At 71.0% G+C, this 13,062-nt stretch carries 12 protein-coding genes and 1 tRNA gene; 5 read left to right on the top strand and 8 right to left on the bottom strand.

Annotation, left to right across the window (positions count from 1 at the left end; genetic code table 11):
* Nucleotides 1-11: 11 nt before the first annotated feature.
* Nucleotides 12-863 carry an NAD(P)H-binding protein gene (locus ACFRU2_RS25550; RefSeq protein WP_382976044.1) on the top strand — a complete coding sequence of 284 codons (852 nt, stop codon included), beginning with the start codon at nt 12-14 and terminating at the stop codon, nt 861-863.
* 83 nt (nt 864-946) lie between these two features.
* Nucleotides 947-2,668: an FG-GAP repeat domain-containing protein gene (locus ACFRU2_RS25545; protein WP_382976042.1), complete on the top strand. Its 1,722-nt coding sequence runs from the start codon at nt 947-949 to the stop codon at nt 2,666-2,668.
* A gap of 50 nt (nt 2,669-2,718) precedes the next feature.
* Here the strand turns inward: ACFRU2_RS25545 and ACFRU2_RS25540 are convergent.
* From ACFRU2_RS25540 to ACFRU2_RS25525, 4 genes are all read right to left on the bottom strand, one after another.
* Nucleotides 2,719-2,791 (bottom strand) — tRNA-His (locus tag ACFRU2_RS25540).
* A 96-nt stretch (nt 2,792-2,887) separates the two neighbouring features.
* Nucleotides 2,888-3,490, bottom strand: coding sequence for an oligoribonuclease (orn, locus tag ACFRU2_RS25535; RefSeq protein WP_250741286.1), 603 nt, complete (start codon nt 3,488-3,490; stop codon nt 2,888-2,890).
* An 82-nt stretch (nt 3,491-3,572) separates the two neighbouring features.
* A complete protein-coding gene (locus tag ACFRU2_RS25530) occupies nt 3,573-4,742 on the bottom strand; it encodes a helix-turn-helix domain-containing protein (RefSeq protein ID WP_250741288.1) in 1,170 nt (389 codons plus the stop codon).
* 376 nt (nt 4,743-5,118) lie between these two features.
* Nucleotides 5,119-5,535, bottom strand: a complete 417-nt coding sequence (locus ACFRU2_RS25525; RefSeq protein WP_382976039.1) for a hypothetical protein — start codon at nt 5,533-5,535, stop codon at nt 5,119-5,121.
* 379 nt (nt 5,536-5,914) lie between these two features.
* On the opposite strand from ACFRU2_RS25525, the gene ACFRU2_RS25520 reads away from it, so the two are divergent.
* Nucleotides 5,915-6,445, top strand: coding sequence for a universal stress protein (locus ACFRU2_RS25520; RefSeq protein ID WP_214951587.1), 531 nt, complete (start codon nt 5,915-5,917; stop codon nt 6,443-6,445).
* Between the two features lie 99 nt (nt 6,446-6,544).
* On the top strand, nt 6,545-7,111 hold the full coding sequence (locus tag ACFRU2_RS25515) for an acetate uptake transporter (RefSeq protein ID WP_382976036.1): 567 nt from the start codon (nt 6,545-6,547) through the stop codon (nt 7,109-7,111).
* A gap of 86 nt (nt 7,112-7,197) precedes the next feature.
* On the opposite strand, the gene glmS is transcribed toward ACFRU2_RS25515, so the two are convergent.
* From glmS to ACFRU2_RS25500, 3 genes are all read right to left on the bottom strand, one after another.
* On the bottom strand, nt 7,198-9,015 hold the full coding sequence (gene glmS, locus ACFRU2_RS25510; protein ID WP_382976033.1) for a glutamine--fructose-6-phosphate transaminase (isomerizing): 1,818 nt from the start codon (nt 9,013-9,015) through the stop codon (nt 7,198-7,200).
* 77 nt (nt 9,016-9,092) lie between these two features.
* On the bottom strand, nt 9,093-9,368 hold the full coding sequence (locus ACFRU2_RS25505; protein WP_250741293.1) for a hypothetical protein: 276 nt from the start codon (nt 9,366-9,368) through the stop codon (nt 9,093-9,095).
* Between the two features lie 107 nt (nt 9,369-9,475).
* A complete protein-coding gene (locus ACFRU2_RS25500) occupies nt 9,476-10,408 on the bottom strand; it encodes a DUF4429 domain-containing protein (protein WP_382976030.1) in 933 nt (310 codons plus the stop codon).
* A 52-nt stretch (nt 10,409-10,460) separates the two neighbouring features.
* Here ACFRU2_RS25500 and ACFRU2_RS25495 point away from each other — a divergent pair, with 52 nt between their 5' ends.
* The gene (locus ACFRU2_RS25495) at nt 10,461-12,056 is read left to right on the top strand and encodes a beta-N-acetylhexosaminidase (protein WP_382976028.1); all 1,596 of its coding nucleotides are present in this window, start codon (nt 10,461-10,463) and stop codon (nt 12,054-12,056) included.
* A 53-nt stretch (nt 12,057-12,109) separates the two neighbouring features.
* Here ACFRU2_RS25495 and ACFRU2_RS25490 read toward each other — a convergent pair whose 3' ends face one another.
* Complete coding sequence (locus tag ACFRU2_RS25490; protein WP_382976025.1) at nt 12,110-13,030, bottom strand: siderophore-interacting protein; 921 nt, start codon at nt 13,028-13,030, stop codon at nt 12,110-12,112.
* Between the last annotated feature and the right edge of the window lie 32 nt (nt 13,031-13,062).

Below are 13,062 nucleotides of genomic sequence, written 5' to 3'. Positions count from 1 at the left end.
AGGAATCCGCCATGTCGAGCACGCTGAGCACGTCGAGCACGTCGAAGGTTCTCGTCACCGGTGGCCGTGGCGCCGTCGCCCGTGGCCTCTCGTCGCTCCTCGCCGCCCACGGCGTCCCGCACCGCCTCGCATCCCGCGAGCCGGACACGCCCGGCACCGTCCACTGCGACCTCGCCGATCCGGCGACCTTCCCCGAAGCCCTCGCCGGTGTCCGCTCCGTCTTCCTCTATGCCGAGGCCGCCGCCATCGACGCCTTCGTGAAGGAGGCCGTCAGCGCCGGCGTCGAACACGTCGTCCTCCTGTCCTCCTCCTCGGTCCTCGCCCCCGACGCCGCCGACAGCCCCCTCGCCGCCTCCCACCTCACGGTGGAGCGGGCCCTGCTCGCCTCCCCGCTGCGCACGACCCTGCTGCGCCCCGGATCCTTCGCGAGCAATGCCCTCGGCTGGGCCTGGGCGATGAAATCGGGCCACCCGGTCCACCTGCCGTACCCGGGTGCGTACAGCGACCCGGTCCACGAGGCCGACCTCGCCGAAGCCGCCTTCGCGGTCCTGACCGAGCCCTCGCTCGGGGGTCGCGCGTACACCCTGACCGGGCCGCGGACGCTGACCTTCGCCGCGCAGCTGGCCCTACTGGGCGAGGCCGTGGGTCACCCCATACCCTTCGAGCCCGTCTCGCGCGAGCAGTGGAAGTCCGAGGTCGACGGCTACATACCGGGCCCGTACGCGGAGGCCCTGCTCGACTTCTGGTCCGCCTCGGACGGCCTCCCGGTCGACCTCACCGACGACCTCGAGCGGCTCACCGGCCGCGCTCCGCGCACCTTCGAGACCTGGTCCGCGGACCACGCGGACGCCTTCCGGTCCTAGGACCGTCTTGGCTGGCCCTGGGCACGTCTGCCGGTGAAGACACGTGCTAGCGTCCGCCGATTGATCGATTCGAGGGGGGAAGCGTGCGAAGGCTTTTGAGTGTCGGCAGCGCGGTGGCGCTGCTCGTCACCGGCGGTGTCGTGGGTGCGGGGGCGGCCGCGGCGGCCGGGGATCCGACGTTCTACTTCAGTCCGGTCGAGGACAAGGTCCTCATGCCGGGCGAGGGCTGGGTCGAGTTGTCCCCGCCGAGCACCGGCGGGCAGGGCGACGGGAGCGCGGACGGCACGTACGTCTACGTGGTGAGCAAGAAGCCGCTCACGGACGCCGGCTGGTCCGGCGGGGGAGCACCGGCCGGGTTGAAGGTGACCCTGACGGAGAGCTGTGCGCCGAAGGCCGGCATCGCCGGGGTGTACCTGTGCAACAAGAACGAGTGGAACAACCCGGGAGCCGAGATATCGGCGCCGAGCACAACGGCGCACGGTGTGACGGCCTACTACGGCCTCGTCTACGTTCCTCGCGGGGCGAGCGTGGACGCGGGCATCAAGGAGGCGCAGACCGCGGGCTCCAAGGCCATCGGTCCGCGCCGGGCCCACGCGACGGTCACGGTGAAGTCCAAGGCGCACGTCGCGCAGAACACCCTCACGCTGTCGACCCCTGCGCTGCCGGCCGGCGGTACGGTGCAGCACACGGTGAAGCTGCATGCGGTCGACAAGGGCGAGCTGGGGCTGAGCCTGTCCCCGGCAGCGGGATTCCGCCGGTGGGACCAGGACGAGCTGAAGGTGACCGTCGCGGCTGCCGACGCGGGCGCCGCCGCCGATGCCTCGTGCCACCACTCGACGGGAGAGATCGGCTGGGGTCACGAGATCACCTGTGACATCAAGAAGCCCGGCGACTACACGGTCACCTACACGCTGAAGGCGGAGGCGACCACGCCTGCGTGGAAGCTGAGGAACACTGCGGTCTACGAGGTGTACAGCTTCGGTACCGGCAACCCGGAGAAGGCGTCGGACTTCGCGATCGCCAGTTCGACCCCGGTGATCCAGCGGTTCCGGATCGTGGGCCGCGGCGCCGAGGGCGATCTGTGGGACTACCAGGGGACGGGCAAGGCCGCCGGGTCCTTCGGCTGGACCAGCCCCGTGGGAGGCACCTTCGACTGGAACCAGTACACCGCGCTGACGCGGCTGGAGCCGGTGACGGTCCAGAGCACCGGGCGGGGTGCGGTGGGGCGGGACAAGGCCGGGGTGCTGTGGCTGTACCCGACCTCGGGCGACGGCGGCATCTACAAGGGCCGGATACGGGTCGGTGACGGCTGGAACGTCTACGACACGCTGGTCGGTGTCTCCGACGTGACCGGCGACAAGAAGGCGGACCTGCTGGCGCGGGACGCCGCGGGCGGCCTGTGGCTCTATGCGGGCACGGGCCTGAACGCGAAGCCGTTCGAGAGCAAGGTGCAGGTAGGCCGTGGCTGGCAGGTCTACGACCAGCTGGTGGGCGGCACCGATCAGACCGGTGACGGCAAGCCCGACCTTCTGGCCCGGGACAAGACGGGGAACCTGTGGCTGTACCAGGGCACGGGGGTGGCCGCGAAGCCGTTCACGGCCAAGAAGCAGATAGCCGCCGGCTGGCAGAGCTACAACGCGATCGTGATGCCCGGCGACCTGACCTCCGACGGCAAGGCCGACATGGTGGCCCGGGACAAGGCCGGGAACCTGTGGCTGTATCAGGGGACGGGCATCGCGGCGAAGCCGTACACCTCGCGGGTGAAGGCCGGGACCGGCTTCGGCAGGTACAACCTGCTGTTCTGAGAAACGCGGAAGGCCCCGGTCCGCTTTCGCGGGCCGGGGCCTTTTCGCAGGGTGAGTGACGGGACTTGAACCCGCGGCCACCTGGACCACAACCAGGTGCTCTACCAACTGAGCTACACCCACCATGTCCGGTCGGAAAACCGACCGGCCGAAGAAAAGGGTACAGGGTCCGGGAGGGTGCTCGCTCCCCCCTTGTTCCGCACCCCTCTCCGGTGGGTGTCAGGCGCCGGGGACGACGTGCTTGGCGGCGATGGTGCGCGCCGTGTCCGAGTCCGGACCGGGCTGCGGCACGAAGACGGCCTCCCGGTAGTAGCGCAGCTCGGCGATGGACTCCTTGATGTCCGCGAGCGCCCGGTGGTTGCCGTTCTTCGGGGGGCTGTTGAAGTAGGCGCGCGGGTACCAGCGGCGTGCCAGCTCCTTGATCGAGGACACGTCCACGATCCGGTAGTGCAGGTAGCCCTCCAGTGCGGCCATGTCGCGCAGCAGGAAGCCGCGGTCGGTGCCGACCGTGTTTCCGCAGAGCGGGGCCTTGCGGGGTTCCTTCACGTGTTCCCGTACGTAGGCCAGGACCTGCGCCTCGGCGTCCGCGAGGGTGGTCCCGCCGGCCAGCTCGTCGAGCAGGCCGGACGCCGTGTGCATCTCGCGCACCACGTCGGGCATGGTTTCCAGGGCCGCGTCCGGCGGGCGGATCACAATGTCCACGCCTTCGCCGAGCACGTTGAGCTCCGAGTCGGTGACCAGTGCGGCCACCTCGATAAGTGCGTCGTCCGTCAACGAGAGCCCGGTCATCTCGCAGTCGATCCACACCATGCGATCGTTCATGCGCCCCACCTTATGCGGAAGGTCCCCCGCATCGGTGACCACCGAGGTGACCACTGATGCGGGGGACCTTCCGGGGACCTTGTTACGCGTGCTCGCGCAGCACCCGGCCCGGGGCGTACAGCTCCGTCACCGTGGGACCGGCCGCGGCCAGTGCCGCGGCCGCACGCTGCGGCTGCGGAGTGCGCTGGTGCGGGACCGGCGACTCCGACAGCTGAGCCACCTGGACCACGTCCGCCTGCGGGCGGCGGGCCCGGTAGGCGGAGCGGTAGGCGGCCGGGGAGGACCCCAGCTGGCGGCGGAAGTGACCGCGCAGGGCGACCGGCGAGCGGAACCCGCAGCGTCCGGCGACCTCGTCGACCGAGTAGTCGGAGGTCTCCAGCAGCCGCTGCGCCTGAAGCACCCGCTGGGTGATCAGCCACTGCAGCGGCGCACTGCCGGTGAGCGAGCGGAACCGCCGGTCGAAGGTGCGCCTGCTCATGTAGGCGCGCGCCGCCAGCGTCTCCACGTCGAACTGCTCGTGGAGGTGTTCCAGTGCCCAGGCGACGACCTCGGCCAGCGGGTCGGCGCCGATCTCCTCCGGCAGCGACCGGTCGAGGTAGCGTTCCTGGCCACCCGTGCGGCGCGGCGGGACGACGAGCCTGCGGGCCAGTGCACCCGCCGCCTCGCTGCCGTGGTCCGTGCGCACGATGTGCAGGCACAGATCGATTCCGGCCGCGGTGCCCGCGGACGTCAGCACGTCGCCGTCGTCGACGAACAGCTCGCGCGGATCGACGTGGACGGACGGGTAGCGCTTGGCCAGCGTCGGCGCGTACATCCAGTGCGTCGTCGCGGGCCGGCCGTCCAGCAGACCGGCGGCGGCGAGCACGAATGCCCCCGTGCACAGTCCGACGATCCGGGCCCCCTCCTCGTGCGCCAGACGCAGCGCGTCGAGCGCCTCCGGCGGCGGCGGTGAGGTGATGGAACGCCACGCGGGAACGACGACCGTGCCTGCCCGGGCGATCGCCTCCAACCCGTATGGCGCGGTCAGTTCGAGTCCGCCGGTGGTCCGCAGCGGACCGTCCTCACCGGCGCACACGAGCAGTCGGTAGCGTGGAACTCCCGCGTCCTGCCGGTCAATGCCGAACACGGAAAGTGGAATGGAGCTCTCGAAGATCGGTCCGCCGCTGAAGAGCAGCACCGCGACGATCTCCCTGCGGCGACGCCCCGCGAGCTTCCTGCCGTCAACGACGACGGCGGTGGAATCCTGGCTCATGGCGCTAAGCCCCCCTTGGGTGTCGCGACTCCTTGGTCTGGTCGCACCTGCACGTATCCCCTCGGCCTTGCACGTGGCTCCCCCGCCGTAAATACATGATCGAATCTACTGCGTCCCGTGGTGTCGGCGTGACAAGTTCAGCACGCAGCGCTATGTCGACTTGGCAACTTGGCGAAAAGCATTCGATCAGGAAGCGTTCCACTCCGCTACCCGGGTGGAAAGCGCACTGTCCGGCCATGGCCAGTACTCGTAGGGTCAAAGACCCCTTGTGGCGCCGTAGTCGCTGATGGTGAGGGGGGTGGGGGGACATTCCGGCAAGGGGGGTGACCTGCCGGGAAGTTGGCTGAAAACATGCGGGTGTGGATGTGCGAATCGGTCAGTCGTGAGGGGACATCCCGCCGGAAACCTGACATCCGCGCTGGCTTCCGGTTCCGGCACGCGAGTGCCGGCCCCGGTGGACGGGCGTCAATCGGTCCTCCGAGAGGACCCGGGCGGCGTTCCGCTCCGCCTGTTCGGAGTGGCGCAGCAGGACCCGGCAGGCCGCCGTGACGGCCGCCAGGCCGAGGGTGGCGACGGCGGCCCCGCCGAAGGAGGTCCCGTAGACGACGAGGACCACGGGGACGAGCAGGCAGCTGAAGGCCGCCCAGCGCACCACGTCACCCGCGGGGTCCTCGTGGGGCCGCCGGGCGGCCTGCACGGACGAGTGAAGGGGAGGGGGCGGCATGTGGACGGACTGCGTCGGCTGAGCGGGCGGCTGAGCGGGCTGGACGGGGTGAACCGGATGACCGGGCACGGCGTGCTCCCTGCGGGCTCTTCCTGGACGGTCGGACTCGTGTCCAACGGCGTGCGGCGCGGCTCGGTCACTGCGCGCACGGGTGGCGCCCACCCGATGGGGTGCACCTCGTCACTGGCTGTAGGGGGCAGCGGACATTGCCAAGCAGGCGTGGCTGCGGCATGCTCCCTGGGACGCTCTCCAAGGGCGGCATGACCTGTGCAGCACAGGAGTGTCGCCGTACCCTGGTGGGTATGGGCTTGGGAAGATGCTTCCCGGACAGAGCTCGGTCACACTGAGTTGTCGTTTTCTGGAATCGTCCCGCTTGAATCGTCGCTTCCGCCTAATGGCGCCCCGTCCCCTTGTCCCTTCCCCTGAGGACCTCTTCGCCGAGACACCCATGGCCGGTCACGAATTCTCCGAACCCGCGGACCGCAAGCGCAAACGCCTCGCCGACCCAGAATCGGCCGACCTGCGCGCGGTGGAACAACCACGTCATCCCTGCGACCCGGCCTTCCGGCACGGGGTCGTGGTGGGCTTCGACGGATCCACGTCCAGCGAGCGCGCTCTCGCGTACGCGATCGGCATGGCCCGTCGCTCGGGCTCCGGTCTGATCATCGTCCACGTCGCGAACCGGCTGCCCACCACCGTGTGGGCCGGCTGCGAGCCGCCGGTATTCGTGGACGTGCCGGACCACCGGACCGAGGTGCTGGGGCTGGAGCTGGCCTGCGCGGACTATCTGTCCGAGGTTCCGTGGATCCTCGTCGAGCGGGGCGGGGACATCTGCCACGAGCTGGAGGAGGTCGGCCGGGAGTACTCGGCGGACGCCATCGTGGTCGGCTCCACGCACGGGATCGTCGGCCGGATCTTCGGATCGGTGGCGGGCCGGCTGGCGAAGCGGGCGCAGCGACCCGTCGTTGTCATCCCGTAACCGACTGTATGTCGATTGTGCGGTTGTGCACCCCCATGTAAGGGGTAGATAAAGGCTGCTGGGACGCAGCAAACAACTGCAGATCGAAGGGAGCCCGCCGTGGACAATGGTGTCTCTGCGGGAAGCACGGCCTCGACTTCGACCCTCGGGCACATCGCCCTGGGTCTCACCCTTCTCGCGTTCGGTATCGGCAACACCGGCATCATCGACGGTGTGACCGTGGCCAACTCCGTGTCGCTCGCGACGTTCCTCGGCGGACTCGCCCTGTTCGTCCTCGGAATCCTCGAATACCGCGGCGGCAACGGCTTCAACGGCACGGCGTTCGCCGGCATCGGCGCCTTCTGGTTCACCTGGGCCAACGGAGCCGACGGAAAGGTTTCGGCACACGCGGCCGGACTGTTCCTCGTCCTGTTCGCCATGCTGGCACTGACCCTCGCCGCCTCGGCCTCGCGCGGGCTGTTCGGTCAGGGCGTGTACGGCCTGTTCACCCTCTCCCTGCTGCTCCTGGCGATAGGCACCTTCGCCGAGAGCGACGGGCTGGCCAAGGCGGCCGGCTGGGTGGCGGCGCTCTCCGGACTGCTGGCCTGGTACGGGGCCACCGCGGCACTGGCGAGCTGGCCGATGGCCTTCGGCAAGGGTTCGCGCGGCGCGGTCGCCGCGAGCTGACGGTTCACGCACCACACGAAAAGGCCCCCGGGGGATCCCCGGGGGCCTTCCTCGTGCGTGCGTGCGACCTACGCGGTCGGCGCGACCTACTCGACCGTGACGGACTTCGCCAGGTTGCGCGGCTTGTCGATGTCCCGGCCCATGGCGAGGGCGGTGTGGTACGCCAGCAGCTGCAGCGGGATGCCCATCAGGATCGGGTCCAGCTCGTCCTCGTTCTTGGGCACGAGGATCGTGTGGTCGGCCTTCTCCTGCTTGGTGTGGGCGACCGCGAGGATCCGGCCGCTGCGGGCCTTGATCTCCTCGAGCGCCGCGCGGTTCTTCTCCAGCAGGTCGTCGTCCGGAACGATCGCGACCGTCGGCAGCGAGGGCTCGATGAGGGCGAGCGGACCGTGCTTGAGCTCGGAGGCCGGGTAGGCCTCGGCGTGGATGTAGGAGATCTCCTTGAGCTTCAGGGAGGCCTCCAGCGCCACCGGATAGCCCCGGACGCGGCCGATGAACATCATCGACTTGGCCTCGGCGTACTCGGCGGCCAGCTTCTTGATGTCCTCCTCGCCGTCCAGGATCTCCTGGATCTGCGAGGGCAGCTTGCGCAGGCCGTCGATGATCCGCTTGCCGTCGGTGACGGACAGGTCGCGGATGCGGCCCAGGTGCACGGCGAGCAGCGCGAAGGCCACGACCGTGTTGGTGAAGCACTTGGTGGAGACGACGCAGACCTCGGGGCCGGCGTGCACGTACACGCCGCCGTCGGCGGCGCGGGCGATCGCGGAGCCGACCACGTTGACCACGCCGAGGACGCGGGCGCCCTTGCGCTTGAGCTCCTGCACCGCCGCGAGCACGTCGTACGTCTCACCGGACTGGGAGACCGCGATGTAGAGGGTGTCGGGGTCCACGACCGGGTTGCGGTAGCGGAACTCGGAGGCGGGCTCGGCGTCGGCGGGGATGCGGGCCAGGCTCTCGATGAGGCCCGCACCGATCATGCCGGCGTGGTACGAGGTGCCGCAGCCCAGGATCTTGACCCGGCGGATGCCGCGGGCCTCGCGCGGGTCCAGGTTGAGGCCGCCCAGGTGGACGGTGCTGAAGCGGTCGTCGATCCGGCCGCGCAGGACGCGGTCGACCGCGTCGGCCTGCTCGGAGATCTCCTTGTGCATGTACGTGTCGTGGCCGCCCATGTCGTAGGAGGCGGCCTCCCACTCCACGGTCTCGGGCGTGGCGGTGGTCGTCGTACCGGAGGTGGTGTAGGTCCGGAAGTCGTCGGCCTTCAGGGTCGCCATCTCGCCGTCGTCGAGGGTGACGATCTGGCGGGTGTGGGCGACGAGCGCGGCGATGTCCGAGGCGACGAACATCTCCTTCTCGCCGATGCCGAGGACGACCGGGGAGCCGTTGCGGGCCACGACGATGCGGTCGGGGAAGTCGGCGTGCATGACGGCGATGCCGTAGGTGCCCTCGACGACCTTGAGCGCCTCGCGGACCTTCTCCTCGAGGGTCTCCGACTGGGCGCGGGCGATGAGGTGGACGAGCACCTCGGTGTCGGTCTCCGAGAGGAAGACGATCCCGTCGGCCTCCAGCTTGGCGCGCAGCTCGGAGGCGTTGTCGACGATGCCGTTGTGGACGACGGCGACCTTGTTGTCGGCGTCCAGGTGCGGGTGGGAGTTGATGTCGCTCGGGGCGCCGTGGGTGGCCCAGCGGGTGTGGGCGATGCCGGTGGTGCCGGCGAAGCGCTTGGGGACCCGGGACTCCAGCTCGCGTACGCGGCCCTTGGCCTTGACGACCTTCAGGGCCGCGGCCTTCGGGCTGTTGACGACGATGCCCGCGGAGTCGTACCCGCGGTACTCCAGCCGCTGCAGGCCCTCCAGCAGCAGCGGTGCCACGTCACGCTTGCCGATGTAACCCACGATTCCGCACATAAGGTCTTTCCCCTCCTGAAGTTCGGTTGCTCTTGCCGCTGCCCCTGCAGCGCCCCGGCGCACGGCCGGGGTGGTGCTCAGCCGTAGACGATGCGGCGCAGTTGCCGGAGCGAGAGCTCCGGCGGTGCGACCGCACGGTGCGGCAGTTCGGCCGCGATCCGCTCGAAGATGTCCGCGTTGACCGCGCCCCCGGACTGGAGCTCACGGTGGCGCCGACGGACGAACTCCTCGGTGCTCTCGTCGAAGTACGCGAGGACGTCGAGCACCACTCGGGCGGCTTCGCCCCGCTGGAGCGAGGTGCTGCGCACCAAGTGGTCGACGAGGTCCTCGTGCGACGGGCGGCGGTCGGGCATCCGTCGATATTGGCGGTACGAGCGGCAGAACGCAAAAATCCTGCCCGGAATCGGGCAGGATCGCGCTGGTCTGGACCAGAGGAGGGGTGAATTCCGGTCTTTGATGGTCAGAAACGACCCAAAATCGCCGCTTTCGCCGTCGTGAACTCCTCGGCCGTGAGGATCCCCGCCTGATGCAGCTCCCCCAGCTCGCGCAGCCGGCGCAGCAGGGCGTCGTGGTCCTCCGCAGGGGCGGCGGCCGGGGCCATGGCGGCGGCCGGAGCCCCGGCCGGCTCGGGCTTCGGCTCGGGTTCCGGCCGGGCGCCCGCCCCGGACGTGAGCTCCGGCGAGGAGACGAGCGCCGCCGGGTGCGGCATGCGCACCGCGACCGCCGCCGCGACCAGCGCCATCAGGGGGTCCTTCTTGAAGCCGAACAGCTCCACCGTGTACGGGTCGTACTTCGGCGCCGCGCTCTGGCCGGCGCCCGCCAGCGCGAAGCGGATCCACCCGTTCTCCAGCCCCCGGGACGGGGCCCACTCCACCGACCGCAGGTCCGCGACCCGGAACTCCCGGGCCCCGCCGGACCGTTTCGCCTCCTCCGTCGTCCAGTTCCACTCCAGGGACACCCGGTCCCCGTCGAAGGCCGCCGTACCGTCGCCCGCGCCGACCGTGATCGGCACCGCCGGGCCCGGCAGGAGGTAGGAGTCGGCGGGCCCGGGATCCACCTGGTCCAGCAGCAGGGCGTTGCGCACCTCGTCCACGAAGTACTCCGCCACCCCGCCGCGGTCCGGCTCCACGGTCAGCCGGTACGGATCGGAGGCCTCCGGCAGCCGGCCGCCCGTCACCTGGAGCAGCGGGTCGGCGCCGTCACGCAGCCGCAGGCGCAGCCGGCCCGCCTTGCGGCCCGGTTCGTAGGAGATCCCGGCCAGCGCGCGCAGCGGGACGAGCACCTCGCCCAGCGTCTGGCGCAGCAGGCCCACCCCCTTGTCGCGGCCCGGCACGATGCGCACCGCGTCCCCGTCGAAGGTCCATGTGCCGTCCTTCTGGATGATTTCCGCCATCCTTGGATTCTTGCATCGGCCCCACGGGCCCGGTTGGCCTATACCTATGCGCATGAGAGTCCCGCGACGCGTGCTCGCCGCCCTCCTCGTCCTCGCCGCCGTCCCCGCGGCCGCCTCCTGCAGCAGCGCCGCCAGGGGGGACGACGCCCGGCCGGGCGACGAGCCCCCGGCCGCGCTCGCGCCCTACGAACGGCTCCTGCCGGCGCCCGTCTCCGCCCGGGCCGAAGGCCCCGGGTACGCCTTCGGTCCGGGCACGGTCATCCGTACCGGCCTCACCGGCGACGAGGAGGTCCGCAAGGTCGGCGAACTCCTCGCCGAGCAGCTGCGCGGCCCCAGCGGGCTGCCGCTGCCCGTGGTCGACGGAGTGGAGGGGGACGGGATCCGGCTGCGGATCGACAGGGAGGCCGAGGGGGCGGGGGAGGAGGGCTACCGGCTGGAGTCCGGGCCCGGCGGGGTCACCCTCACCGCCCGTACGCCCGCGGGCCTCTTCCATGCCGGCCAGACGCTGCGCCAGCTCCTGCCGGTGTCCGGGCCGGGGACGGTGCCGGGCGGCACGGTCACGGACGCGCCGCGCTTCGCGTACCGGGGGGCGATGGTGGACGTGGCCCGGCACTTCTTCACCGTCGAGCAGGTCAAGAGGTACGTCGACCAGCTCGCGCAGTACAAGGTCAACACCCTGCACCTGCACCTGACCGACGACCAGGGCTGGCGCCTCGCGATCGACTCCTGGCCGCGGCTGGCCGAGTACGGGGGCGCGAGCGAGGTCGGCGGCGGCCCCGGCGGGCACTGGACGAAGGACGAGTACCGGGACCTGGTGGCGTACGCCTCGGAGCGGTACGTGGACGTGGTCCCGGAGATCGACATGCCCGGCCACGTGAACGCCGCGCAGGCCGCCTACGCGGAGCTGAACTGCGACGGCAAGGCCCGCGAGCGCTACACCGGGATCAAGGTCGGCTTCAGCTCGCTGTGCGTGGGCGAGGAGCGGACCTACGAGTTCATCGACCAGGTGCTGGGGGAGCTCGCGGAGCTGACCCCGGGCAAGTACCTGCACATCGGCGGCGACGAGGCCCACTCCACGCCCGCGGCGGACTACGCGGCCTTCATGGACCGGGCCCAGGCGGTCGTGGCCGAGCACGGCAAGACGGTGGTGGCCTGGCACCAGCTCGCGACGGCCCGCCCGGCCCCGGGGGCGGTGCTCCAGTACTGGGGCCACGACCGCACGGCGGCGGCCGAGAAGGCGGCGGTGACCGCGGCGGCCAAGGCGGGCAGCCCGGTGATCCTGTCCCCGGCGGACCGGCTCTACCTGGACATGAAGTACGACAAGGAGACGAAGCCGGGACTGGCCTGGGCCGGGTACGTACCGGTGCGCCGCGCCTACGACTGGGACCCGGGGACCTACCTGCCGGGCCTCCCGGAATCCGCGGTCCTCGGCGTGGAGGCCCCGCTGTGGACGGAGACCATCGCGACGCGCGGTGACTGGGAACTGATGGCCTTCCCCCGCGTCCTGGGCCTGGCGGAACTGGGCTGGTCCCCGGCCACCACCCACGACTGGACCTCGTACGCCCGCCGACTGTCGGCCCAGCGCCCGCGCCTGGACGCCCAGGACGTCACCTTCTACCAGGCACCGGACGTCCCGTGGGGCCGGTGAGGGCCTGACGGAACGGGACGCCAGCTGCGGGTGCTCGGCGCGGAGGGCCCCGGTCAGAGCGCCGCCGTCGGGTCCTCGTCGGGGGACCGGCCTGCGTAGGCTTCGGCGAGGAGGTCGTCCTCCGTTGCGCCGAGGCGCCAGTAGCCGGTGAAGCGGACCGCGCGGCGGTCGATGCCGCAGTCCTGGACGAAGTGCCTGCGGACCGCGCGGATCGTCGCGGATTCGCCCGCGATCCAGACGTACGGGGCTTCGGTGGCGGGCCGTTCGGCCGCGCGGAGGGCCTCCAGCGCGCGGTCGGTCCGTTCCCGGCCGGCGCCCGGATCCCGTACGACCCAGGTGATGTCCGCGTCGGCGGACGTCGGCAGGTACAGCCGGTCGTCCGCGTGCGGGACCTCGAACCAGGCCCTGACCGGGGTGCCTTCGGGGAGCCGGTCCAGGATCGCGGAGGCCGCGGGCAGGGCGGTCTCGTCCGCGTAGAGCAGGACCGTGTCGGTGGCGGCCGGGGGCTGGAAACGTACGGACTTGTTCTCCGCGACGGCCGGGCCGATGGCCATGATCCGGCGGCCGGTCACCGCGCGGCCCGCCCAGGCGGAGGCGGGGGAGGAGGTGCCGTGCAGGACGAAGTCGATGTCCACCTCGTCCACGCCGCCGGAGGTCCGGCGCTGCTCGCGGACCGTGTACGAGCGCATCACCGGGCGCTCCTCGTCCGGCATGCCGCGCCAGTCCGCGAACCAGGTGTCCTCGCCCGTGGAGGGCAGCACCGTGTGTTCCCGGCCGACGGGCGGCAGGAAGAGGGAGAGGCTCTGGTCGTAGCCGCCCGAGCGGAAGCCGGCGAGGGACGCGCCGCCGAAGGTGATCCGCAGGAAGGAGTGGCCGAGGCGGCGGGTGCGGAGCACTTCGAGCTCGAAGAACCGGAAGTGGGGGATCGATTCTTCTGGTGCGGTCGCGGCGGTGTCGGTGTTGGCGGCGGTCATGCGGAGGGTCCCCCCTGGGATCGGCGATGACG

Origin of the sequence: Streptomyces sp. NPDC056883, assembly GCF_042788835.1 — a bacterium.
In the GTDB taxonomy this organism is placed as follows: domain Bacteria; phylum Actinomycetota; class Actinomycetes; order Streptomycetales; family Streptomycetaceae; genus Streptomyces; species Streptomyces stoeckheimensis.
The sequence above is the reverse complement of the archived record's forward strand: the minus strand, read 5'-3'. Positions and strand labels throughout refer to the sequence as shown.

Bases quoted from the DNA above. Each gene is read 5' to 3' on its own strand.
- ACFRU2_RS25490 (WP_382976025.1), bottom strand. From the start codon at position 13,030: ATGACCGCCGCCAACACCGACACCGCCGCGACCGCACCAGAAGAATCG.
- ACFRU2_RS25550 (WP_382976044.1), top strand. From the start codon at position 12: ATGTCGAGCACGCTGAGCACGTCGAGCACGTCGAAGGTTCTCGTCACC.
- ACFRU2_RS25530 (WP_250741288.1), bottom strand. From the start codon at position 4,742: ATGAGCCAGGATTCCACCGCCGTCGTCGTTGACGGCAGGAAGCTCGCG.
- ACFRU2_RS25500 (WP_382976030.1), bottom strand. From the start codon at position 10,408: ATGGCGGAAATCATCCAGAAGGACGGCACATGGACCTTCGACGGGGAC.
- ACFRU2_RS25520 (WP_214951587.1), top strand. From the start codon at position 5,915: ATGGCCGGTCACGAATTCTCCGAACCCGCGGACCGCAAGCGCAAACGC.
- ACFRU2_RS25495 (WP_382976028.1), top strand. From the start codon at position 10,461: ATGAGAGTCCCGCGACGCGTGCTCGCCGCCCTCCTCGTCCTCGCCGCC.
- orn (WP_250741286.1), bottom strand. From the start codon at position 3,490: ATGAACGATCGCATGGTGTGGATCGACTGCGAGATGACCGGGCTCTCG.
- glmS (WP_382976033.1), bottom strand. From the start codon at position 9,015: ATGTGCGGAATCGTGGGTTACATCGGCAAGCGTGACGTGGCACCGCTG.
- ACFRU2_RS25505 (WP_250741293.1), bottom strand. From the start codon at position 9,368: ATGCCCGACCGCCGCCCGTCGCACGAGGACCTCGTCGACCACTTGGTG.